Origin of the sequence: Mesorhizobium sp. M0296, assembly GCF_040321675.1 — a bacterium.
Lineage (GTDB): Bacteria > Pseudomonadota > Alphaproteobacteria > Rhizobiales > Rhizobiaceae > Mesorhizobium.
In genome coordinates, this window is the sequence record NZ_JAMYRZ010000010.1 from 94,896 (window position 1) to 115,460 (window position 20,565).

Genomic DNA, 20,565 nt, shown 5'->3' on the forward strand with positions numbered 1-20,565 from the left:
GTTGAAAGCGGAGTTTCTTCCAGCACTGGTCAGCCGGCGCGGCCATCGTAGCTGCCGACCAGCTTCCTGTGGAAGCGCACGTAACCTCGTTCGGTCGTGCGCAAATGCTCCCCGACGATGTCATGGAAGCGCGGCAGGCGGTGGAAGGGAACGGCCGGATAGGAATGGTGCTCGGAATGGTACGGCATGTTCCAAGCCACGAAGCGCACCAGCCTTGTGGTGAAGGTGGTGCGGGTGTTCTCGAGCATGTTGGCGACATGCGGGCACAACGCGTGCTCGGCCAGCAGGTAGGCACGCAAAAACGGCTGTCCGACCAGCACCGGCACGATCCAGACCCACAACAGCAGCGCCGACTGCGCGGCGAGCGATGCGGCCAGCAATGCCGCATAGCCGATCAGGAACAGCCGTGCTTCGGCAACCACCTTGCCGCGGCCCTTCTCCGGCACGAAGCCGTCGCGATTGCGGCCAGCCGCATTGGTTACGATCACGCGGCCCATGGCGATCCAATAGGGGCTGCCGGACAGATAGCGCAGATATTGGCTGACGGTCTCCGGCTTCGGCGCCATCAGTTCGGGGTCGTTTCTCCGGTCGTGCGTGTGGCGGTGATGGGCGAAATGGAAATAGCGGAACCATGCCGGCGGCAGCAGGATCAGGAAGCCGGCCACGGCAGCAACAGCGCGATTGAGCCACGCCGTCCTGAACGCGGTTTCATGGATGGTCTCGTGCAACGGCGTGAAGAAGAAGACGATCAGGACTCCCTGCGGCAAGACGAGCAGCGGCCAGAACGGGATGCGGGCGGCGATCAGCGCGCCCAGCAGGATAACCAGCCCGGCATGGACCGCCAGCCGGACAATGCCTGGCCGGTCAAGCCTGGCGGTGAGGTCGCGACGGTCCTCGACCGAAAGGCCGGCAATGATGGTGCGGTGGTCGATGTCGCTCACGATGCAATGTTAGTGGCGGGTGGCTGTCCGGTAAATCGGCGCGTCACCAGACGCCGTTCCTTATCCCCGTCCAGAGATAAAACCATACCGTCGGATGATACCATTGTTTCGAAGGCAGGCCGGGATCCACCGTGCCGACCTTGCCAGCCAGCGCATCCCTGACCGCTTCGACGCAGATGTCGCGCGAGAAGGCCGCCTGCCGCAACGCGTAGCTTGAAATTGTGTCGCCCGGCTGCGGTTTGCCACGCGTCTGCCGCAGCACGCCGCCAGTATCGACGCCGGCGTCGACCAGATGCACGGTGGTGCCGAAGTTCTCCGCATCGCCTGAAGCCAGCGCCCAGTAGCCGCCGTTCATGCCACGATATTTCGGGGCGATGCCGGCATGGTAGTTGAGGACCGGGCAAGGGATTTTCGCCAGCGTCTGCAGCGACAGCAAGCGGCAGCCGGCGAGCAGCACCACACCCGGCTGGATTTCCGCAATCGCCTGCAGGCACTCCGGCGCGTTGGCCGACGAGACATAAATGATCTTTTGCCCAGGCTTCGGTTCGGTTTGCAGCTTCTGCCCGGCGGCAAGCCGTGCTGCGTGGCCGGCGAAGAAGCGCTTGCCGAGGCGCGTCAGCACCATCGTGCCGAGTTGACCGATGGCCGAGGTCCAGCCTTGCCGCCGCGCCCGCGCGAGAAGCAATTGCTTTTTGGATTCAGGAGCTTCGAGGATGACGCTGACCGGGCCGAGTTGATCGGCGAGGGCGTTGACGATCGCCCAGATATGCGGGCCGCCTTCGGTGACGACGACGATCGGCCGTTGGTTTGTTTTCGACAGTGCCATGCTCTGCGACCCCCCGCAAAGAACCTGTTCTTTGCGGGGGAATGCTAGGCTGACCGGGTTAACCCCTGGTGATCGGGGCTCAGCGCTTGAATTCGAGGATATCGAGCTTCGATTCGTAATAGGGCGCCGGGAACTCGATGCGCCATTCACTGGCGCTGTTGCGGAAGGCATAGCCGACCTGATCGCTTTCCGGCCCGCTGCCGTAGGGCTTTGCCGGATCGTCGTTGACGTGGAAGGAACCGAGATAGATCGCGCGTTTCTCGCCATCGTCGAAGAAGCGGCCCTTGGTGCGCTGCGAGCCGGTGATCTTTTCCAGTCTCCAGCCGGAACCGTCGTCGCTCACCTTGCATTTGAACCAGCCATAGATGACGAGCGGGCCCAATCCGCCGGCCTTGATGGTGCGGCATTGCCATTTGCCGGTCAGGTCCTTGTCAGAGAAGGGAACCAGCGGCTTTGCCAGCAAGGCGTCGAGCTGCTTGACCTCGGCGGGATCGCCGGCCTTCGCCTCGTCAAGCGCTGCCTTGCGCGTCTCGCCATATTTGTTGAGCCGCGCCTTGTCGGCAGCCGTTATCAGCTTCTGCACCTCGCCATCGGCGAACGCGGGCATCGTCAAGCAGAGGACAGTTGCTGCGGCAAACATGAGGCGAGCGATCATCGTTGGCGTTTCCCTTTTGATGGCTGGAGCAGGCTGTTTTCTTGTCTGGCGCATACCTTAATGTTTCGCCGCGTTCTGTCATCCGTGGCTGAGCATCGACAGCAGAAACGAGGTGGAAAGAATGCGGATCTTGCTGACGGGATCGTCCGGTTGGCTGGGCAGCGCCTTGGCGCCGCGGCTGCGGGCTCTTGGTCATGACGTCACCGGCCTCGATCCCGTCCCATCCTCGGAAACGCGAATCGTCGGCTCTGTCGCCGATCGCGACCTGGTCATGAGGGCGGTCGAGGAGAACCGCATCGAGGCCATCATCCATAGCGGCGCGCTGCACAAGCCTGACATCGAACGTCATCGCAACGAGGATTTCGTCGAGACGAATGTGCGCGGCACGCTCAACCTGCTCGATGCGGCAGCAGCTTTTGGCGTTCAGCGCTTCGTGTTTACGTCGACGACATCGCTGATGATTTCCGAGTCCATACGCACCACCGGCTTCACCGGCGGGGCCCGCAAGGCGGCATGGCTGACGGAAGACATGTCGCCTGAACCGCGCAACATCTACGGCGTCACCAAGCTTTCAGCCGAACAGCTCTGCCGGCTCTATCATTTGCAGTTCGGCCTGCCGGTGATCGTGTTGCGCACCGCCCGGTTTTTTCCCGAGGCGGACGACATGGCGCACGTGATCGAACAGTCGGATGCCAACACCAAGGCCAATGAGCTGTTGTTCCGCCGGCTGACGGTGGAGGACGCAGCCGACGCCCACATCGCTGCCCTGGAGAAAGGGCCGCAATTGGGCTTCGAGACTTTCATCATCTCGGCACCGACGCCTTTCCAGCCCGAAGATTGCGCGGCCTTGATCGCCGACGCGCCGTCGGTCGTCGCGCGCTATTTTCCGGATTATCCGGCACTCTACACGAAGAAAGGCTGGACGATGTTTTCGTCGATCGACCGGGTCTATGATGCGTCGCGGGCTAGGGACCGGCTGGGTTTCGTCTGCAAGACGAGCTTTGCAGATGTGCTCGCCGGGCTTGAAGCTGAAGAACGCTTTGCCTAGAAATATCGTCAAGCCAGGATTGCAGCGCTGGCCAGTTCCTTCGTCAGGTCACCATAGCCGGTCGAGCGCCGCTCATAGGCGAGGCCGAGCATTTTCGCCGCCTTTTCGGCGACCTTGTCGAGTTCCGGGTCGTCGGTCTGAGCGATATAGATCAGCTTCTCGTAGTTGCCGAAATAGTCCTTGATCAGCTCCGGGTGCTTGTCCAGACCGAGCGGCTTCATGAAGAAGGCATCGAATTGCCGGCAGAGGAAATCGGTCATGTAGAACGACATCATGTCGTCATCGGCGACCTTCGCATAGGCATCCATGCCCTGGTAGAAAGCAAAGCAATGCGGCCCGGCCATGCGCTCGACGCCATGCTTCTCGCAGATCCGATCGAGCAAGCCACCCGTGCCGCAATCGGCATAGCCGACGAATATGTGGCTGTAGCCGTCGGTCTTGGCCTTCTCGATAGCCTTGTCCATGGCCGGCGCGATGCGGTCCGGATAGAAATGGAACTCCGCCGGCAGGCAGGTCAGGTCGAGATGGTCGAGCCCGAGCTGCTCCTTGACCGCCAAAACTTCGCGCGCAATCATCCCGCAGGCGATGACGAGCAGCCTGTCGCCTTGATCGGATTGTTGTTTTCGCGCGGTAGTCATGGAACCAGTCTAATCCATCTTCGTTGCTGTCCAGCGAATTTATATCCTGAGGGAGACACCATTCATGAAATTGTTCCGCGTCGCGCCAATCGCTATTCTCGCCTGCGCCTTGGCTGTTTCGGCCTGCGCCAACACGGTGCGCGGCGTCGGTAAGGATATCAAATCCACTGCGAAGGCTGTTGACGATACCGTCAAGAAACCCTGATCCGCACGGCTCTAAACATTTGGGAATAAAAAAGCCGCACTGCAAGGCGCGGCTTTTCTCGTTGGTGCCGGACTTATTGGCTCAGGCCGAAGCGCGGACGTTGTGCTTGCGCTTCATGAAGTCCTTGGCGGTCTCGACCGCCACCGCGGCGTCGCGGCAATAGGCGTCGGCGCCGACGGCTTTGCCGAATTCCTCGTTGAGCGGTGCGCCGCCGACCAGCACGACATAGTCATCGCGAATGCCCTTTTCCTTCATCGTATCGATGACGACTTTCATGTAAGGCATGGTCGTCGTCAGCAGCGCCGACATGCCGATGATGTCGGGCTGGTGCTTTTCGATGGCATCGAGATATTTTTCGACCGCATTGTTGATGCCCAGGTCGATGACATCGAAGCCGGCGCCTTCCATCATCATGCCGACCAGATTCTTGCCGATGTCATGGATGTCGCCCTTGACGGTGCCGATCACCATCTTGCCCTGCTTCGGCGCGCCGGTGGCGACAAGCAGCGGACGCAGGATGAACATGCCGGCCTTCATCGCGTTGGCCGACAGCAGCACTTCGGGAACGAACAGGATGCCGTCGCGGAAGTCCTCGCCGACGATGCGCATGCCCTCGACCAGAGCCTCGGTTAACACCTTGTAAGGCGCCCAGCCGCGCTCGAGAAGGATATTGGTGCCTTCCTCGATTTCTTCCTTCAACCCGTCATAAAGATCGTCGTGCATCTGCTGCACCAACTCGTCGTCGGAGAGTTCCGAAAGGATGATCTCGTCGTCGGCCATTTTTTCTCAGGCTCCTTGCCGGCTACAACTGTTGCGGCAGCTTAAAAATATCGCGTCAATACCTAACCCGCACGGGCCGGTTGTCCATAGCTGATTTGCGACTTCCCGCAAAACGAAAGCGACCGTAAATCTCTTGGAATTCTTGTCGATTTTGCGACAGGCGTTGGCGCTGGCGGGCCGTTTCGAATAGGGTGCATGGCTACGATCCGGCCAGAGACCGCAATATGCGGCCGCAAACGGATTTCAGGCCGGTGCAAGAGCCAGGCCGGAGTAAATCAGGCCAGACCGAAAGCCAGGGAAGAACGATTATGAGTGAGAACGCGCCGGTCGATCAGGAAGCGTCAAACGCACGGCGCGGGCGCGCTGCCAGCGGTGGCGCCGCAGCCCGACGGGCTGCGCGTTCGGGCGGCGGCCCCGGCACACAGCTCACATATATCAAGCGCAAGATCAACGTCTATGAAGTGCTGGACGAGGAAGGGCTGGCGCTGATCGAAAAGAACACCGACACCGTGCTGGAGGAGATCGGCATCATCTTCCGCGACGACGCCGAGGCGCTGCAGCTTTGGAAAGAGGCGGGCGCCGACGTCAAGGGCGAGCGGGTGCATTTCCCCAAGGGCCTCTGCCGCTCGCTGTTGAAGACCGCTCCGTCCGTCTATACCCAGCACGCCCGCAACGGCGAGCGCTCGGTGCAGATCGGCGGCAACGCGACAGTGTTCGCGCCGGTCTATGGACCGCCCTTCGTGCGCGATCTCGACGGCGTCAGGCGCTATGCAACGATCGAGGATTTCCGGAATTTCGTGAAACTCGCCTATATGGCGCCGTCGATCCACCATTCCGGCGGCACGGTTTGCGAGCCGGTCGACGTGCCGGTCAACAAGCGCCATCTCGACATGGTCTACAGCCATATCAAATATTCAGACAAGCCGTTCATGGGCTCGGTGACCGCGCCCGAGCGCGCTGAAGATACGGTGGCAATGGCCAAGATCGTGTTCGGTGACGATTTCGTCGAGAACAACACGGTGCTGACCAGCCTGATCAACGCCAACTCGCCGATGGTTTTCGACGAGACCATGCTGGGAGCGCTGAAGGTCTATTCGCGCCACAACCAAGCCTGCATCGTCACGCCGTTCATCCTTGCCGGTGCGATGAGCCCGGTGACGGTCGCCGGTACACTGACGCAGGTTTTGGCCGAAGTGCTGGCCGGCGCGTCGTTCACGCAGCTGATCCGGCCGGGTGCGCCGGTGCTGTTCGGCACCTTCGCCTCGTCGATCTCGATGCAGTCGGGCGCGCCGACCTTCGGCACGCCGGAGCCGTCGCTGGTCTCGTATGGCGCCGCACAGCTTGCCCGTCGGCTCGGCCTGCCGTTTCGCACCGGCGGTTCGCTCTGTGCTTCAAAAATCCCCGATGCGCAGGCCGCCTACGAGAGCGCCAACACGCTGAACTCGACGATCCTCGCCGGCACCAACTTCGTGCTGCATTCGGCCGGCTGGCTCGAGGGCGGTCTCGCCTCCTGCTACGAAAAGTTCATGATGGACATCGACCAGCTCGGCATGACGCAGAAGTTCTCCGAGGGTGTCGACCTGTCGGAAAACGGCCAGGCGATGGATGCCATCCGCCAGGTCGGCCCGGGCAGCCACTATCTCGGCTGCGACCACACCCAGGCCAATTTCCAGACCGCGTTCTACCGTTCCAACATTGCCGACAACAATTCTTACGAGCAATGGCTGGCGGAAGGCGAAAAAACCGCGCCGCAGCGCGCCAACGAGCTCGCCCGCCGCTGGCTGGAAAGCTACGAGGCGCCGCATCTCGATCAGGGTATCGACGACGGGCTGAAGGACTTCATTGCCAGGAAGAAGGCGTCGATGGCCGACGCCTTCACCTGAAAGGAGCCCGAATCAGGCGGGGCTAAAGTCGCCAACATCATCCACAAGGAAGTCTGGCGGAGTGCCTTCTCCGACCCGCACAAGAAGGGGTGATTTGCGTGTCGCGGGTGAGGACGAGCGGCGAGGGAACGGTGCCAATGCCTTTCAATCCAACCAGGCGAAACCGGAACATTGGCACGCCGAAGCAGGGCCATGGGCAAAACAACCGCATGACCGTTCCCCGACCGTGGACATCCGCCGGATGGTGTGCGGCGCAGCTCAATCCTGGCCAGACGCTGCGCAGGACGGTGAATGGCAGGGCCGTAACGCTCATTGTCGAAAAGGCGAGCGGTGGGTGTGTTCACGCATGCTCGGTCAAAGATGTTGTCTTCCTTCTCTCTCATGTTCCTCTCGCTGACTGGGCCGGGCTGGAAACATTTGTCTTGCGCCAACCGACGCGAAAAGCGCGCGTACTCAGACCGGCGTGGGGGCGGATGTTTTATTATGCCGATCTTGGTTTCCGCGGATCCTCCATCGAAAAAAGTGGTCCGTCCTTATTTTTGGAAGCCTGTAACGTTGGCGACACCATCGAATGGTCCACATCGCTGGACCCTGAGGATGCGGCAGAGTTGGACAGACTTCGTTTGGACGGTCACAAAATCAGCCGGGTTGGAAAGAAGCATCTCGTTTCCACCTCACTCGATTCCGTGCGAGCCACGCAGCTCTATCGCACGCTTCTGCATGAGATCGGCCACTGGGTTGATTGGCTTGGAAAAGTGGAAGCGCCGTTCGCCCAAGGTAAGGACTACTCAACACTTTATGACCGCTATTTTGCCCGGCCCAAAGGTGAAGTAGAGGCGTTTGCTCATCGCTACGCCGATAATTTGCGTGAGACGCTTGAGAAAAGGGGAGTAATCCCGTTTTCAAGGATCGAAGGGTGACAGAGTTCCTTGAGCGCAGCATGGTCGAAACCATCGCGGCAGCGCTTTCCGCCTCCGGCCTCATGCTTCGCGGCGGCTTCAATTTTGCAGGTGGTGAAGAAACACCTTCCGGTCTCTCCGGCGCGGCCGCCAGATCCGTCCTGCTGGTGGGGCAGGCGGGTGCCGCACCTTGGCCGCACTTCCTGCGCTGGCTGGAGAAACAGTCACAGCCGATCGACGATCCGCTCGACAGATGGTCGCGCGAAGTGATCGGCGCGGTGGCCGGAAAATTCGGGGCGCGCGCCGTGTCACCGTCCGACAGACCGTATCTGCCGTTCCAGCGATGGGCGATGCGGGCGGAGGGCTTGCGGCCGTCGCCGCTCGGCATTCTCATGCATCCGCAATATGGGCTCTGGCATGCCTATCGCGGCGCGCTGCTGTTCGAAGACGAAATTGCGCTCCAAGAACCCCGCGACGTGATTCACCTTTGCGATACATGTCTGGAAAAACCTTGCCTGAAATCCTGTCCGGTAGAGGCTTATTCTGCGGACGGTTTTGCACATGAAACCTGTCTGGCGCATGTGCGCGGGCAAAACGGCGCGCCCTGCCGGACCGGCGGCTGCCTCGAACGCAACGCCTGTCCTTACGGTACCGATTATCGCTATCCGGCCGAGGTTCAGGCCTTTCACATGGCAGCATTCGCGCGTCTGTAGCGTCGCCGAATGCCGCACGAAATCTTGAAGCAGATCGCCTCATTACAGCTTGCCGCGACGGCCACCGCGGGTATCTATCGCACGTCAGATCAACGGAGCGGATGATGGCCACGCAAGCGATGCAGATCAAGACAAGCGACGGCATTGCCAAGGCCCGGCTGTTCCGTTCGGCGGCCCCAGCCAAGGCAGCGATCATCCTCTACATGGACGTTTTCGGTCCGCGACCGGCGCTTGATCAGATGGCGGAGCGGCTTACGAGCGAGGGCTATGCGGTGCTTGTGCCGGACCTTTTTTACCGCAATGCGCCCTACGGTCCGTTCGATCCCAAGACTGCGTTCGGCGACGAGAGGAGCAAGGCCGCCATCACAGATCTCCTGGACGGCACGACCCAGGAGATGACGATCCGCGACAGCGGCGCTTTCCTCGATGCACTTGTTGCGCAAGGCCTGGCCGGGCCGGTTGGCATTGTCGGCTACTGCATGGGCGGAGCGCGGGCGCTGAACGCGGCGGCCAGCTATCCCGACCGCATCGCCGCCGCGTTCAGTTTTCACGGCGGCAATCTGGCTGGTGACGCAGCCGACAGTCCGCACCGGAAGGCAGCGTCAATCAAGGCAAGGGTCTATATCGGCACTGCCGGTGTCGACCGCAGCTTTCCGCCGGAGCAATCGGCGCGGCTGGCCGAAACACTGCGCGCCGCCGAGGTCGATCATGTCATAGAGAACTATGCCGGCATGGCGCATGGCTGGTGCATGCCGGACCATAGTGCCTTCGATGCAGCCGGCGCCGAACGCCACTGGAAGCGGCTGACGATGCTGTTTGCGGAGACGCTCGGCCAAGGCACGCCAACCATTACGACGTGACCGCCCGCCAAAAAATTCTTTCCATCGCCCCAAGGAACCGCCATTAGCCTTCGTCCAACAGGCAAATGATGGCGATGATGCTGGACGAAAGCGAAGCCTCCGACGCCGAACTGATCGGACGGGCGAAGGGCGGAGACCGGGGTGCTTTCGGCAAGTTGCTCGAAAGGCACTATGGTTTCGTCTATCGCGCCGCCTATCGTTGGTGCGGCAAAAAGGCCGACGCCGAGGACATCGCCCAGGAAGTCTGCGTCCGGCTCGGGCGGGCGATCCGCGACTATCACGGCAGCGGTGCCTTCACGACGTGGCTCTACACCATGACGCTGAATGCGGCGCGCGACATGATGCGCAAGACCGCCCGCGAGACGGTCAAGACCGAGGCCTATGGCGCCTATGCGCTGATTTCGGGGGAAATCTCGGCCGAGCCGGAAGACCCGGCCGAGGCGCTCTGGGCAGCGGTGCGCAAGCTGCCGGACAAGCAGCGCGATGCGGTGCTGCTGGTTTATGGCGAAGGGCTGAGCCACGCCGCCGCCGCCGAGGCGATGGCGATCTCGGAGACAACGGTTTCCTGGCACATCCATGAGGCGAAGAAACGGCTGAAGACGCTGATGCGTTCAGCCGGGGAAGTGTGACCATGGTCGACGACAACGAACTGAACAGACTGCGCGACATCGCAGCACCGGCGCCCGACGCGGACGCAAAGGCGCGTGCCCTCCAGGCCGCGCTGCGCGCCTATGACATGGAAGAAAAAACTTTGCCGGGCGCCCAAGGATCGGTGAGCGGGCTTCGTCTCACAGAGCGAGCACAAAGGCTCTGGAGCGAAATCATGCAAAAGAAACTCTTCGCCACGCCGGCCATTGCCGGGCTCGTTGCCCTGCCGATCGCCGGATACGCTACCATTTATATGCTGGGGGAATCCAAATTCGGCGGGCCCGAATTCGGCGGGGATAAGATCACCGAAACGCTGGCTGACAAACCGGCGACCGTCAAACCGCCGGTCGTTGCCGAAGCGGACAAGCAGAAGAAGGCGGACGCCGACAGTGAAAGCCGCGACACCGGCGAGGCGCTTGTGGCGCCGACATCGCCGCCGAAGGCGGAATCGACCGCAGTCGGCGGGCTGACGCAGCAGGATGTGCTCAGCCGCAATGCACCTGAACCGGCGCAGAGCGGCGAGTTCGCGGTGGATGGGGGTGCAAGCTCCGCGGCTCCGGCAGTCGATGACGGCGCGCGGGTCGGACGCATGCCTGGCACGGTTGCCGAGCCCAAGCTGATGGCACAGCAGCCCGCCGCTGCGCCGGCCGACCAGATGCTGCCGCAAGAGGAAAACCGCGACCGCGTGGAGAATTTCAAGACCAACCCGGTGCATGCCGCACTTGAAGACCCGGTCTCGACCTTCTCGATCGATGTCGACACCGCTTCCTATTCCTTCGTCCGGCGCTCGCTGAAGGAAGGCTTTATCCCGCAGGCCGACACGGTTCGCGTCGAGGAGATGGTCAACTACTTCCCCTATGACTGGAAAGGCCCGGACTCCGCCTCGACGCCGTTCAACTCGACCGTCAGCGTCATGCCGACGCCGTGGAACGAGCACACCAGGCTGATGCATGTCGCCATCAAGGGTTTCGACGTGAAGCCGGCCGAGCAGCCCAGGGCCAATCTGGTCTTCCTGATCGATGTGTCGGGCTCGATGAACGAGCAGGACAAGCTGCCGCTCCTGCAGTCGGCCTTCCGGCTGCTGGTCAACAAGCTGAGACCTGACGACACCGTCTCGATCGTCACCTATGCGGGCGATGCCGGTACGGTGCTGGAGCCCACCAAGGCTTCGGAAAAGGACAAGATCCTCGCTGCCATCGACAATCTGACATCCGGCGGCTCGACGGCAGGCGAGGCCGGCATCAAGGAAGCCTACAGGCTGGCGCAGAAATCCTTCGTCAAGGACGGCATCAATCGGGTGATGCTCGCCACCGATGGCGACTTCAATGTCGGCCAGACCGACGACGACGACCTGAAGCGGCTGATCGAAAAGGAGCGCAAGACAGGCGTATTCCTGTCGGTGTTCGGCTTCGGCCGCGACAATCTGAACGACCAGATGATGCAGACCATCGCCCAGAACGGCAATGGCACTGCTGCCTACATCGATACGTTGGCGGAGGCCGAGAAGGTGCTGGTCGAGGATGCCTCCTCGACACTGTTCACCATCGCCAAGGACGTGAAGATCCAGGTCGAGTTCAACCCGAACAAGGTCTCGGAGTACCGGCTGATTGGCTACGAAACCCGCGCCTTGAACCGAGAGGATTTCAACAATGACCGGGTCGATGCCGGCGAGATCGGCTCAGGTCATTCAGTCACCGCGATCTACGAGATCACGCCTAAGGGCAGCGGCGGCGAACAGATCGATCAACTGCGCTACGGCCAGGCCTCGGTGAACAATGGCGGTGTCGCCAATGCCGACGAATATGCTTTCGTCAAGATCCGCTACAAGCTGCCGAACGAGGACACCTCGAAGCTGATCACCACGCCGGTAACGTCAGCCAACGAGGTGGCGTCGTTCGACCAGGCCAGCACCGACCAGCGTTTCTCCGTTGCCGTTGCTGCCTTCGGCCAGAAGCTGCGCGACGAGGATGCGACCGCGAAGTTCGGCTACGACAAGATCATGGAGATTGCCACCGCCGCCAGAGGAGCCGACCCGTTTGGATACCGGTCCGAGTTCCTCTCGCTTGTGCGCCTTGCCTCGGCGCTCGGCGGTAACCGGTAGTGGCAATGACAGCCGGTTTCTTTCAGATGGGATCGTTCTGATAGGGGGAGCCGGCCTACGGGCGGGTGAGGCAGGCGGCAAGGGAAACCTTGCCGGCCTTTTTTTGTTGCAGCGCGCGTCCATTTTGGAGATGCTGCGCGTTGATTTGGCGGAAGATTCTTTACAGGAATCGATTTTCGGGATCACGCGTCGCGTTGCTCATCGCATGTAGACCTGGTGAGGAGCAATATAGCCTATGAAATAAGAAGGCGCTCATCGATAGAAAGATGCTTCCCTGTAGCGAAGCCCCTTTTTAGTGCGCCGCGAGCTAATGTTTGTCTCAGATTTGTCCATTTGGACAAATCCCTAATCAGTTTCTCCGGCGCATTTACTGCGAGCCATTTCCCAATTCTTTCGATCGAATAGCTTTCGACCCAACGCCCGTCTTCCCAACCTTCGACGAAGCGTACAATCGCTCTGTGTGCGTCACGCTCTTCAATAGGCGATTGGAATGCTCGCTTAAATCGTTCTCTGTCGCTAGGTCGGAAAGTTCCTAACCGAGATAGTAAATCGTCCTCTAGTGGCGTGCTTTTGACCATAGCGTTGTTCGTAATCTCACAGAGTGTGGCGACAGCAGACTCTACCTCTCAAAGATAGTCGATCTCAATGTCCAATCCCATACCTTGAATCAAATAGGCAGCCGCATCCACTTGGCTCTTGGATGGCGGTTTTTGTTTGCAATATCGTCCGGAATTGGCATTTAGAATCCAGAGCAGCTTATCGTCATGCAAATCCAGCGCCAACTCTCCGGCAATCCGGGCCTTGCCTCCATCTAATAAGGTCGGATGTCCAAGTTTTTGATCTTCGGATGGATGTTTGTATCCTCGGCGCCGGGGATAGCCGCGTATGTCCGGTTTGCCGTCCAAAACTGCGATCTCCTCGACAGCAATTTTAATGTCACCATTTGCGTCCATGACCCACAGATAATTTTGAGTCTGTGCGGCAGATTTCAGAAGTGGTGATTGGGCGCAATCTCTTAGCGACGACAACGCCGCCAGCAATCCGACGTCCACAGTACAAAGAGAGTTAGGGCTTCGCTCTTTTTCCCAACTCATTATTCTCTCAGGCTCCCTAAGTTCTCCAAACTCAGCGTCGAGATCCTTTTCCAAAGCCGCAGTTCCCCAAAGCCCGCTGTATTCAGTTAACAACGAGAACTTAACTACTGCTTTGAAGATGTCCAGCCTAACCAATCATGGATTTCAAGCGCGTCCGCGGCGCCGCTCGCGGCGGGCTTCGCTGGTCTCGGCGACGTTGACCGTAGCCTGTTTGTTGCGCATCGGGCCAATGCGTTCGACGATCTGCTCGACGGTCGGGCGATCTGACTTGGTGTGCGCATCGAGCGCCTTACGCATGGCGGCGAGGTGCTGGAACGAGGTGCCGCAGCAGCCGCCGACGATTTTGGCGCCGGCATCGACGGCGAGGCGCACATAGTCGGCCATCAGCTCGGGTGTGCCGGAATAGTAGATCTCGGCGCCGCGAAATTCGGGAATGCCGCAATTGCCCTTGACGATCACCGTTGCTTCCGGCTTCGCCTCGGTCATGTCGAGCAGCGACGCGAGAATGTCGGAGGCGCCGACACCGCAATTGGCGCCGACACCGAGCGGTGTCTGCGACAGGCCATCGACGACGGCGTGGATGTCCTTCGGCAGCAGTCCCATCATGGTGCGGCCGGCGGTGTCGAAGGAGCCGGTATAGGTATAGGGCAGGCCGACGCGGATGGCGGCTTCGGCGGCGGCGCGGATTTCGTCAGGCGCCGACATGGTTTCGATCCAGGCGACTTCGGCGCCGCCGGCCTTCAGCCCTTCAATCTGCTCGGCAAAGGCTTCGACCGCCTCGTCATAGGTCATGGCGCCGAGCGGCACCAGCAGCTCGCCGGTCGGGCCGACGGAGCCGGCCACGATCACCTTGCGGCCAGCGTTGCCGGCGACGGCGCTTGCGATCTCGGCCGCGCGCTTGTTCAGCGCATAGACGCGGTCCTGCGCGTGGTGCAGCTTGAGCCGATGGCGGGTGCCGCCAAAAGAGTTGGTCAGGATAATGTCGGCGCCGGCATCGACAAAGTTCTGGTGCAGGCTGGTGATGGTGTCGGGCGCGGTCTCGTTCAAGAGCTCGGGAGCCTCTCCGGCCTCAAGGCCCATGGCGAACAGATTGGTGCCGGTGGCGCCATCGGCGAGCAGGACGCCCTTTTCGGCAAGCAGAGCGTCGATCGGATTGGTCATGTGAAATACGCCTTCCCGGAAGAATAACTGAGATAAGGATATAAAGAATTCTTTATGTGCCGTCAATGTCGGCACGTAGAGCAACCGGTCAAAATCGCATCTCCGCCAGCTTTCGTGTGAAGCTGGCCGCTTCATGCGCGTTGACGTCCGCGGCACGTATCAGATTGTCGAAATGGCTGGTCAGGATGCGGATCGGCTGCGTGGCGTTCAGCACCAGATACATGTCGCCGACGTAAATGGCGGCGCGATAGGGCCCGAAGATGGTGTAGGGGATCGAATAGCGCATCCGCCCGTCATAGAGAAACAGGCGGAAGGTGGGATAGAGGTCGTCGAGCAGCGTCGCCATGTGCAGGAGCTGCTGGTGGCGGTCGGCCTCCGGAAAGCGGTCCCACACGCCCAGCCCGCGCGCGAAGATCTCCAGCGTGTGGCGCGGCATACAGACTTCCATGTCGGTTTCGGGCCGTCGGTTGTAGTCGATGCGGTACTGCGTTTCGCCGGCCTGTGCCTCGCGGCTCTTGTTGGCGATGACGGCTTCGTAGTCGACAAGCGCCTCGGTGCGCAGAAGATCGGGAATGCCGGCCGGCACGTAGCGGATTTTCGTTCCCGCCGCCTCGGCATGCCAGCGAGCCAGCAGCGTGCGGTCGAAGCCGTCCGGCGCCTCCTCGATCTCAAGGCTCTCGCGGATTTCACCGGTGACGCCCTCATCGTGGCTGAGGCCGAGCAGCCAGTCGAGCGAGACTTTGAATTCGGCGGCGATGTTGAGCAGCGTTTCGGCGCGGGGAAGGCGGATCGACGCGCCGGAGAGCAGCTGCGACAGTGCCGAACGGTCGATGCCAACCGCGGCGGCGAAGGCCGACTGGTTCAAATCGGACCTTGTCAAGAGCATTTTCAGGCGCTCGCGAAAGATCGTCGACAGGTCGCGCTTGTCCAAATCTCTACTCTCCCTGACGTGAGCAAAATTTTGCGCCGAAGCGGTCTACATGGCGTTTAGAGCGCAAATGAATCTACGAGCTTGTTTACAATAGATAACATCTGCAGCTGAAAATGCGCAATCGCAACAGTTTGTGCGCTTTATCGCGTTGCAGCGATGCAACGCTCCTGACACAATGCTGTCAGGAATCAAACGGGTTCCGGCGACTGGAAGGCAGTGGTCGATAGCATGACGAGCATGGGCAACAGGCGACACGGCGCAACGGCCATCGAATGGCCGACAGCATTTCTCGCACTTCTCTGCTACGGCGGCTGGCTCGCTACCGGCTTCCTGCTCTGGCCCTCTTACCCGCTGCTGGCACTCGCCTTTCTGACCCTGATTGCGGCGCTGCAATCCTCGCTGATGCACGAGGTCCTGCACGGCCACCCAACCCGGAATGCGCGGCTCAACGAAGCCTTTGTGTTCCTGCCGATTGGCCTTGTCTGGCCGTTTCGCCGATTCAAGACCATTCATCTGCGCCACCATGCAGACGAGCGCCTGACCGATCCGCTCGATGATCCCGAAAGCTATTACAAGGCTCTCTGGCAGCACGAGGAGCTGCCGTCGGCGATGAAATTCCTGCTGAAGGTCAACAACACGATGATCGGGCGTTTGGTGCTAGGCCCGTGGCTTTCCTGCATCGGCTTTTTCATCGACGACGCCAGGCAAGTTGCCGCGGGCGACAATTCCATCCGCAAGGCATGGCTGCTGCATGCGATCGGCCTCGTCGTGGTGCTGCCTGTCGTGCAGTTCGGCTTCGGCATGCCGTTGTGGCTTTACGTTCTGGTGCCGGTTTGGCTTGGGCAGTCGCTGATTTCGATCCGCACCTACGCCGAGCACCAATGGTCTGAACATCCGGAAGGCCGCACGATCATCGTCGAGCGCTCGCCGCTGTCCTTCCTGTTCCTCAACAACAATCTGCATTTCGTCCATCACAAGAGCCCGACGGTGGCCTGGTACAGGCTGCCGAAGGTGTTTCGCGACCGCCGTGACGAATGGCTGCGGATGAACAATGGCTATGCCTACCCGAACTATTTCGCGCTGCTCAAGGCCTATGCCTTCAAGGCGAAGGAGCCGGTCGTCCATCCCGTGCTGCGGCGCATGCCGGAACCAGGACGCGCATTCAAGCCGCGCGTCAGGGCACGCAGCCTCAATGGGCTTGGCAGCGCACCGGTACCCGCCGAGCCGCCGAAAGAATGATTCTTGCGTTGTTGCAGGCGGTGCCGCGCGGACGACGCTTTCCTGACCTTGTCAATTTCCCGCATAACGGTCAAATCCCGGCATGAGCGAATTCATTGCGGCTTTGCCGATGTACGATCGGACGGAGGGAAGAAAAAAAGCCCGGAAACTAAGGCGTTCCGGGCTTCTTATTTTTCCATGTGATACGAATGTGGTCACTCGCCAACGCGGCGAAAGACGGTCTTGACCACATAGTTGCCGTCCCACACCTCAACGTCTGAACTGGCGATATAGACCGGGGAGGCAAGGGCGATCTCGGCGTCAATCGCCGCCTTCCTCATGCGGGCGATTGCCTCCAGGTATGCCGAATTGTCGCGGCGCGGCGCGCGCAAGATGTCGGGATCGATTTCGAACATTCCCTTTAGGCCGGTCATCGCCCTGCATCCTCGGATCGTGCTTTGTCAATCATGGCCTGCCACTCGCCGATCTGGCATTCCTCGACAGTCGGCGGACGGCCAAACCTGATGTTCAGTTCCCGCTCATCGTAGTCCATGCCGGCCTCAACCATCGCCTCGGTCGGGTCGCGCATAGCCTGGATCGCGAACCCGGCGGCGTGAACATGTTCCCTCCAATGGGCTTCGACGTATAGCTCTGTGTACCGATGGGAGGCGTCCCAACCGAACTCGCGCGTGGCGACACTTTGCCCATTCGTGACCATTCTGCCGCCCGCGCTGAGGGCTAGGGCGCGGGCAACCTTCTCAATCATGCCGGCCATGTCATCGCCTCCCTTGAAGCTGGTCGCATTCTTTTTTCGCGGCCTCGCGGCGCTTGTCAATCCAGGCGGCGAGGTCGAGCAAATAGACGCCCTTTGCCGCCTTCTGGCTGGTCTCGATCCTGACCACGGGCAAATCGATCTCGCCCTCTGTCGTCTTGCGGATGAATTGTTGCGGCGTGAGGTGGCTAAAATACGAGCCGCAAACCTTGTCGACGGGAATCACAGCCGCGCCGTCGAATTGCGCCATGAGCAGGAACGCGGTGTTCATGGGTAAACCATGATCGGCGGATTGATGGCGCGGTCAATGAAGTTGCGGAAGATTTCCGGATGCGACGTGCCATAGGTGATCATGTTCTCGATTTGGCGCTGCCGCTCGGCGCGCAAGGTGCGCTCTGTCACGCGCCGCCATCGGTCAATCTCACGCCATTGCTCGCGCGTGGTGCTTCGCGGGATTGCGTCGGCGTTAAACAGGAGGTGGATCAAATCCGCCTCCCGTCCAGCCATGCAATCGCCTTGGCCTGGATTTCGGCGTCTCGCGGGTCCCGGGCTGGCAAGGCTACGATCGCCTCGGCAATGGCGAAGGCCGGCGCGCTGGCGGCGCTTATTACGTCGCCCTCGTCTCTGATGCTGGCCTCCTGCGGAATGGCGTCACCTACCGCTTGGCAGTAAGCCGCGGCGATATGCAGGGCGTGCCTGAGAAATGCAAACTCGGCATGTCGGTCGGCAAACCCGTCTTTCTGCTTGGTGAGTTCGTCAACCAAGCGCTCGAACTCCGGCAGGCGGAGATCGAAACGCTCGGCAACACCGGCGATCCGCTCGCGCCACTCCGCAACCTGGGCGTCTGTGATGCGGCTCATGGTCAAATCTCCCGTCTGTAAACGAAACCGTTGATGTTCAGCATATCAGGCAATGGCGGCGGCGCGGCGTTCGGATCAATGCCAAGCTCGCCCAGGCAGGCCGCAATGTGCGGCTCGGCCTCGCTGCCTCTGATTTCGCGGCTGTAGCCTTTCCAGAGGGCTTCGGCGGGGCCGCGCTCGCTGATCTCCAGCCTGCCGGCGAACTCGCGGACAAGGAACACCCTGATCAGCGCCTCGCCGTGGTGGCCGGCCCAATAGCGCATAGCGGCCTTGCGGGCCTGGGTGAGATCGTCGGGCCGCTCCTTGCGCGGCGGCTTGAAGGCAACGCCACCATTGCGGCGGAACAGGGCGACGGATGCGAACGGGGTCATAGCTTGGCCCTCCAGTTGAAGAAGCCAAGCGCGCCCTTGACCGGGATGAACTCGACTGGCCGCGCGTTTGCGATGACAAAGCCGTACTTGCCGACGAACCATTTGGATGGCGAGGCTCTAACGCAGCCGACGATCTCGGCAACGCCGACGATGCCGCCGCACTCGTCTGTGTGCGGCTCTCCATCTGCGACCGTGAAGCGCTCGCCCGTAACCGGGTGGCGGTTCAGCGACAATTCCCAGGCGCAATCCTGGTCAAACTTCTTGCCGGCATGAATGCAGACCGGGCCGCGGAACTTCGTCGGCCAATCGCGGTTTTCGATGTGCTTGTGGCCGTTGACGATCAGCCATGCCCAAGGCTGCATGATCGACAAGGCGCGATCGGGGAGAGTGGCGAGGTCGATCATAGCCGTGTCTCCCTCAACATGTAGCCGAAACCGGCTTGCGATCCGATCCGCGCGCCAGACCGCTTTAGGCCGGCCATGTCGCGATAGATTGTTCGGATGTTGCAGGCTGTAGCCTCGGCGAGTTCGTCGGCCGTATGAACCTTGCCGTCGCCCATGATCAGCAACAGCTTTGCTCTCCGGTCTCGCTGGGCGAAGTTGAACAAATCGCTCACGGCTTAGCTCTCCAGTTCGTTGAAATCGTCGGCTGGGTCGTAGGGCTCAAGCTCAAGATCGGCAGGCGTGACGCCTCTTTCGAGTTCGGCAAAGGTCCGCTCAAGCACCTCGAAATATTCGCCGTCCACAAGGACGAGGATGCGAGTGGGCAAGCCGCCGCCGTGGCGCTTGGTGACCAATGTGACGCTCTGCTTGGCGCGCGGCTTCATGCCCAGCGCGGCGGCAATGTCTGTGCCTGTCACGCCGTAGGGCGTGCGGAATTTCGGGGAGACGGTCATTCCTGGATCCTCAGAGAAGCGAAAGCTGCGCCGGGTTCGGCAGATAGATGCCTGTCACTTCCTCAAGCGGCTGGCGGTTCATCGAAAACGTGTGGCCTATGCGCTTCTCGGTCTCGACATAGCGCCGATACAGTTCCGGCTTGAGCTTGGCGGCGGTGCGGAGATCGCCCCTGCTCGCCATGATGCAGAAGACGCAAGAAAGGCGCGTCATGCCCTGAGCGTAGGCAGGATGAGGTTCCTGGCCGGCGGCGGCGATCTGCTCAAACACCTGCTCGGTGGTAAGATCGAAGATTGGAAGCCAGTTGTACCATTCTCTCCCGGCGCTGCTGTTGCGCTCGTCGATACGGAACGGCGTTTGCTTGCTCCTGGCTGGGCTCTCGGCGGCACGAATGCCCATGCAGTTGACGACAAGGCCGTTGAAATGCGGATTGGCTTTAAGGTGGCGGCGGATTTCCCGATTGATCGGATCGCGCTTAAGGTCGCTTGTGCACTGGCGCTGACTGGCGCTTGGCCACATGCCGCGCCGCTCGACCATTTCCAGGAACGTCTTGTTCTCGTTGCGGCACACGATCAGCGGGAGATCGCCAACCGTGGCGCGGATGAAATCAACGTTGCCGTCCCATTCGATTTCTCCAAGGTCGGCATGAATGACCAAAAGCTGAGCGGCGGGGATGATCTTCCGAAGCGCAATCGTCATGGCCTGACTGTCTTTGCCGGCGCTGTGGTTGACGACGAAAAGAGCGCCGCGTTTGATCAGGCTTTCAATCCGGCTGTCCATCTGTTGTGATCCTTGTTGAAGTGATGCGTTATTCGCATCACTATAGACCTGTTTATAACCGCGTCAATAGAGCGTTTGAGAAAATCGCCGCATCACTGCGGCGCTCCTTTGGGTACGGCCTCAGCGTTCTTTTCCGCGCCAGTCGCGGCGGCAATCAGGCGCTCCGCAAGCAACCGGGCGGTTGCCGCGCTGATGTCAACAAAGCGCCAATTCCGCTGATCCGGCAGCATCATGACGGTGATCCTATCACCGTCGCCGCCATTGCTCACAAATGCATCTATGTCGTCT

Annotated in this window: 28 protein-coding genes and 1 pseudogene; 9 read left to right on the forward strand and 20 right to left on the reverse strand. The window is 60.7% G+C overall.

The annotated features are described in order from the left end of the window. Window positions 1-29: 29 nt before the first annotated feature. The 3 genes from NKI97_RS12420 to NKI97_RS12430 form a co-directional block, all read right to left on the reverse strand. Window positions 30-941, reverse strand: coding sequence for a fatty acid desaturase (locus tag NKI97_RS12420; protein ID WP_352747900.1), 912 nt, complete (start codon window positions 939-941; stop codon window positions 30-32). Window positions 942-984: 43 nt separating this feature from the next. Further along, window positions 985-1,767, reverse strand: a complete 783-nt coding sequence (locus NKI97_RS12425; RefSeq protein WP_352452103.1) for a formyl transferase — start codon at window positions 1,765-1,767, stop codon at window positions 985-987. Between the two features lie 79 nt (window positions 1,768-1,846). Further along, on the reverse strand, window positions 1,847-2,422 hold the full coding sequence (locus tag NKI97_RS12430) for a DUF4893 domain-containing protein (RefSeq protein ID WP_352452102.1): 576 nt from the start codon (window positions 2,420-2,422) through the stop codon (window positions 1,847-1,849). Window positions 2,423-2,543: 121 nt separating this feature from the next. Here NKI97_RS12430 and NKI97_RS12435 point away from each other — a divergent pair, with 121 nt between their 5' ends. Beyond that, on the forward strand, window positions 2,544-3,470 hold the full coding sequence (locus tag NKI97_RS12435; protein ID WP_352742276.1) for an NAD-dependent epimerase/dehydratase family protein: 927 nt from the start codon (window positions 2,544-2,546) through the stop codon (window positions 3,468-3,470). An 8-nt stretch (window positions 3,471-3,478) separates the two neighbouring features. Here NKI97_RS12435 and NKI97_RS12440 read toward each other — a convergent pair whose 3' ends face one another. Further along, window positions 3,479-4,108, reverse strand: coding sequence for a DUF1638 domain-containing protein (locus tag NKI97_RS12440; protein ID WP_352707867.1), 630 nt, complete (start codon window positions 4,106-4,108; stop codon window positions 3,479-3,481). A 64-nt stretch (window positions 4,109-4,172) separates the two neighbouring features. Here NKI97_RS12440 and NKI97_RS12445 point away from each other — a divergent pair, with 64 nt between their 5' ends. Next, entirely contained in the window at window positions 4,173-4,313 is a 141-nt protein-coding gene (locus tag NKI97_RS12445; RefSeq protein WP_023676507.1) for an entericidin A/B family lipoprotein, read from the forward strand. A gap of 81 nt (window positions 4,314-4,394) precedes the next feature. On the opposite strand, the gene NKI97_RS12450 is transcribed toward NKI97_RS12445, so the two are convergent. Further along, window positions 4,395-5,093 (reverse strand): cobalamin B12-binding domain-containing protein, encoded by a 699-nt coding sequence (locus NKI97_RS12450; protein ID WP_023676506.1) that lies wholly within the window; start codon window positions 5,091-5,093, stop codon window positions 4,395-4,397. Window positions 5,094-5,401: 308 nt separating this feature from the next. Between NKI97_RS12450 and NKI97_RS12455 the strand changes: the two genes are divergently transcribed. The 6 genes from NKI97_RS12455 to NKI97_RS12480 all read left to right on the forward strand — a co-directional run bounded on the left by NKI97_RS12455 (window position 5,402) and on the right by NKI97_RS12480 (window position 12,197). Next, window positions 5,402-6,976 carry a trimethylamine methyltransferase family protein gene (locus NKI97_RS12455; RefSeq protein ID WP_352452099.1) on the forward strand — a complete coding sequence of 525 codons (1,575 nt, stop codon included), beginning with the start codon at window positions 5,402-5,404 and terminating at the stop codon, window positions 6,974-6,976. Window positions 6,977-7,113: 137 nt separating this feature from the next. Continuing rightward, on the forward strand, window positions 7,114-7,896 hold the full coding sequence (locus NKI97_RS12460; protein WP_352452098.1) for a hypothetical protein: 783 nt from the start codon (window positions 7,114-7,116) through the stop codon (window positions 7,894-7,896). Between the two features lie 62 nt (window positions 7,897-7,958). After that, entirely contained in the window at window positions 7,959-8,588 is a 630-nt protein-coding gene (locus tag NKI97_RS12465) for a hypothetical protein (protein WP_352452097.1), read from the forward strand. Between the two features lie 104 nt (window positions 8,589-8,692). After that, window positions 8,693-9,448, forward strand: coding sequence for a dienelactone hydrolase family protein (locus NKI97_RS12470; protein ID WP_352452096.1), 756 nt, complete (start codon window positions 8,693-8,695; stop codon window positions 9,446-9,448). A 68-nt stretch (window positions 9,449-9,516) separates the two neighbouring features. Next, on the forward strand, window positions 9,517-10,077 hold the full coding sequence (locus NKI97_RS12475; RefSeq protein WP_352452095.1) for an RNA polymerase sigma factor: 561 nt from the start codon (window positions 9,517-9,519) through the stop codon (window positions 10,075-10,077). Between the two features lie 2 nt (window positions 10,078-10,079). Continuing rightward, the gene (locus NKI97_RS12480; protein WP_352834318.1) at window positions 10,080-12,197 is read left to right on the forward strand and encodes a vWA domain-containing protein; all 2,118 of its coding nucleotides are present in this window, start codon (window positions 10,080-10,082) and stop codon (window positions 12,195-12,197) included. A gap of 626 nt (window positions 12,198-12,823) precedes the next feature. Here the strand turns inward: NKI97_RS12480 and NKI97_RS12485 are convergent. The 3 genes from NKI97_RS12485 to NKI97_RS12495 all read right to left on the reverse strand — a co-directional run bounded on the left by NKI97_RS12485 (window position 12,824) and on the right by NKI97_RS12495 (window position 15,383). Next, the gene (locus NKI97_RS12485) at window positions 12,824-13,345 is read right to left on the reverse strand and encodes a hypothetical protein (protein WP_352452093.1); all 522 of its coding nucleotides are present in this window, start codon (window positions 13,343-13,345) and stop codon (window positions 12,824-12,826) included. A 90-nt stretch (window positions 13,346-13,435) separates the two neighbouring features. Continuing rightward, the gene (gene bmt, locus NKI97_RS12490) at window positions 13,436-14,452 is read right to left on the reverse strand and encodes a betaine--homocysteine S-methyltransferase (RefSeq protein WP_352452092.1); all 1,017 of its coding nucleotides are present in this window, start codon (window positions 14,450-14,452) and stop codon (window positions 13,436-13,438) included. An 88-nt stretch (window positions 14,453-14,540) separates the two neighbouring features. After that, window positions 14,541-15,383 (reverse strand): helix-turn-helix domain-containing protein, encoded by an 843-nt coding sequence (locus NKI97_RS12495; protein ID WP_352452091.1) that lies wholly within the window; start codon window positions 15,381-15,383, stop codon window positions 14,541-14,543. 228 nt (window positions 15,384-15,611) lie between these two features. On the opposite strand from NKI97_RS12495, the gene NKI97_RS12500 reads away from it, so the two are divergent. Beyond that, on the forward strand, window positions 15,612-16,622 hold the full coding sequence (locus NKI97_RS12500; protein WP_352744818.1) for a fatty acid desaturase: 1,011 nt from the start codon (window positions 15,612-15,614) through the stop codon (window positions 16,620-16,622). Window positions 16,623-16,816: 194 nt separating this feature from the next. On the opposite strand, the gene NKI97_RS12505 is transcribed toward NKI97_RS12500, so the two are convergent. The 12 genes and pseudogenes from NKI97_RS12505 to NKI97_RS12560 all read right to left on the reverse strand — a co-directional run bounded on the left by NKI97_RS12505 (window position 16,817) and on the right by NKI97_RS12560 (window position 20,510). Then, window positions 16,817-17,035, reverse strand: a complete 219-nt coding sequence (locus NKI97_RS12505; RefSeq protein WP_352834321.1) for a hypothetical protein — start codon at window positions 17,033-17,035, stop codon at window positions 16,817-16,819. Next, window positions 17,032-17,376 carry a hypothetical protein gene (locus NKI97_RS12510; RefSeq protein WP_352834324.1) on the reverse strand — a complete coding sequence of 115 codons (345 nt, stop codon included), beginning with the start codon at window positions 17,374-17,376 and terminating at the stop codon, window positions 17,032-17,034. Before NKI97_RS12510 ends, NKI97_RS12505 begins: the two co-directional genes overlap by 4 nt. A gap of 1 nt (window position 17,377) precedes the next feature. Beyond that, window positions 17,378-17,644 (reverse strand): pyocin activator PrtN family protein, encoded by a 267-nt coding sequence (locus NKI97_RS12515; protein WP_352834327.1) that lies wholly within the window; start codon window positions 17,642-17,644, stop codon window positions 17,378-17,380. After that, on the reverse strand, window positions 17,641-17,859 hold the full coding sequence (locus NKI97_RS12520) for a hypothetical protein (protein ID WP_352834329.1): 219 nt from the start codon (window positions 17,857-17,859) through the stop codon (window positions 17,641-17,643). Before NKI97_RS12520 ends, NKI97_RS12515 begins: the two co-directional genes overlap by 4 nt. Beyond that, window positions 17,856-18,233 (reverse strand): hypothetical protein, encoded by a 378-nt coding sequence (locus tag NKI97_RS12525; RefSeq protein WP_352834332.1) that lies wholly within the window; start codon window positions 18,231-18,233, stop codon window positions 17,856-17,858. Before NKI97_RS12525 ends, NKI97_RS12520 begins: the two co-directional genes overlap by 4 nt. Window positions 18,234-18,235: 2 nt before the next feature. Beyond that, window positions 18,236-18,604 carry a hypothetical protein gene (locus tag NKI97_RS12530; protein ID WP_352834334.1) on the reverse strand — a complete coding sequence of 123 codons (369 nt, stop codon included), beginning with the start codon at window positions 18,602-18,604 and terminating at the stop codon, window positions 18,236-18,238. Beyond that, on the reverse strand, window positions 18,601-19,008 hold the full coding sequence (locus tag NKI97_RS12535) for an ASCH domain-containing protein (RefSeq protein ID WP_352834337.1): 408 nt from the start codon (window positions 19,006-19,008) through the stop codon (window positions 18,601-18,603). The genes NKI97_RS12530 and NKI97_RS12535 overlap by 4 nt, the downstream gene beginning before the upstream one ends. After that, window positions 19,005-19,220 (reverse strand): helix-turn-helix domain-containing protein, encoded by a 216-nt coding sequence (locus NKI97_RS12540; protein WP_352834340.1) that lies wholly within the window; start codon window positions 19,218-19,220, stop codon window positions 19,005-19,007. The genes NKI97_RS12535 and NKI97_RS12540 overlap by 4 nt, the downstream gene beginning before the upstream one ends. 3 nt (window positions 19,221-19,223) lie before the next feature. Continuing rightward, entirely contained in the window at window positions 19,224-19,499 is a 276-nt protein-coding gene (locus tag NKI97_RS12545; protein WP_352834343.1) for a hypothetical protein, read from the reverse strand. A gap of 10 nt (window positions 19,500-19,509) precedes the next feature. Next, window positions 19,510-19,710, reverse strand: a complete 201-nt coding sequence (locus NKI97_RS12550; protein WP_352834527.1) for a hypothetical protein — start codon at window positions 19,708-19,710, stop codon at window positions 19,510-19,512. 30 nt (window positions 19,711-19,740) lie between these two features. Then, window positions 19,741-20,277, reverse strand: a pseudogene (locus tag NKI97_RS12555) (phosphoadenosine phosphosulfate reductase domain-containing protein); the annotation flags it as partial. A gap of 92 nt (window positions 20,278-20,369) precedes the next feature. Next, complete coding sequence (locus tag NKI97_RS12560; RefSeq protein ID WP_352834345.1) at window positions 20,370-20,510, reverse strand: hypothetical protein; 141 nt, start codon at window positions 20,508-20,510, stop codon at window positions 20,370-20,372. Between the last annotated feature and the right edge of the window lie 55 nt (window positions 20,511-20,565).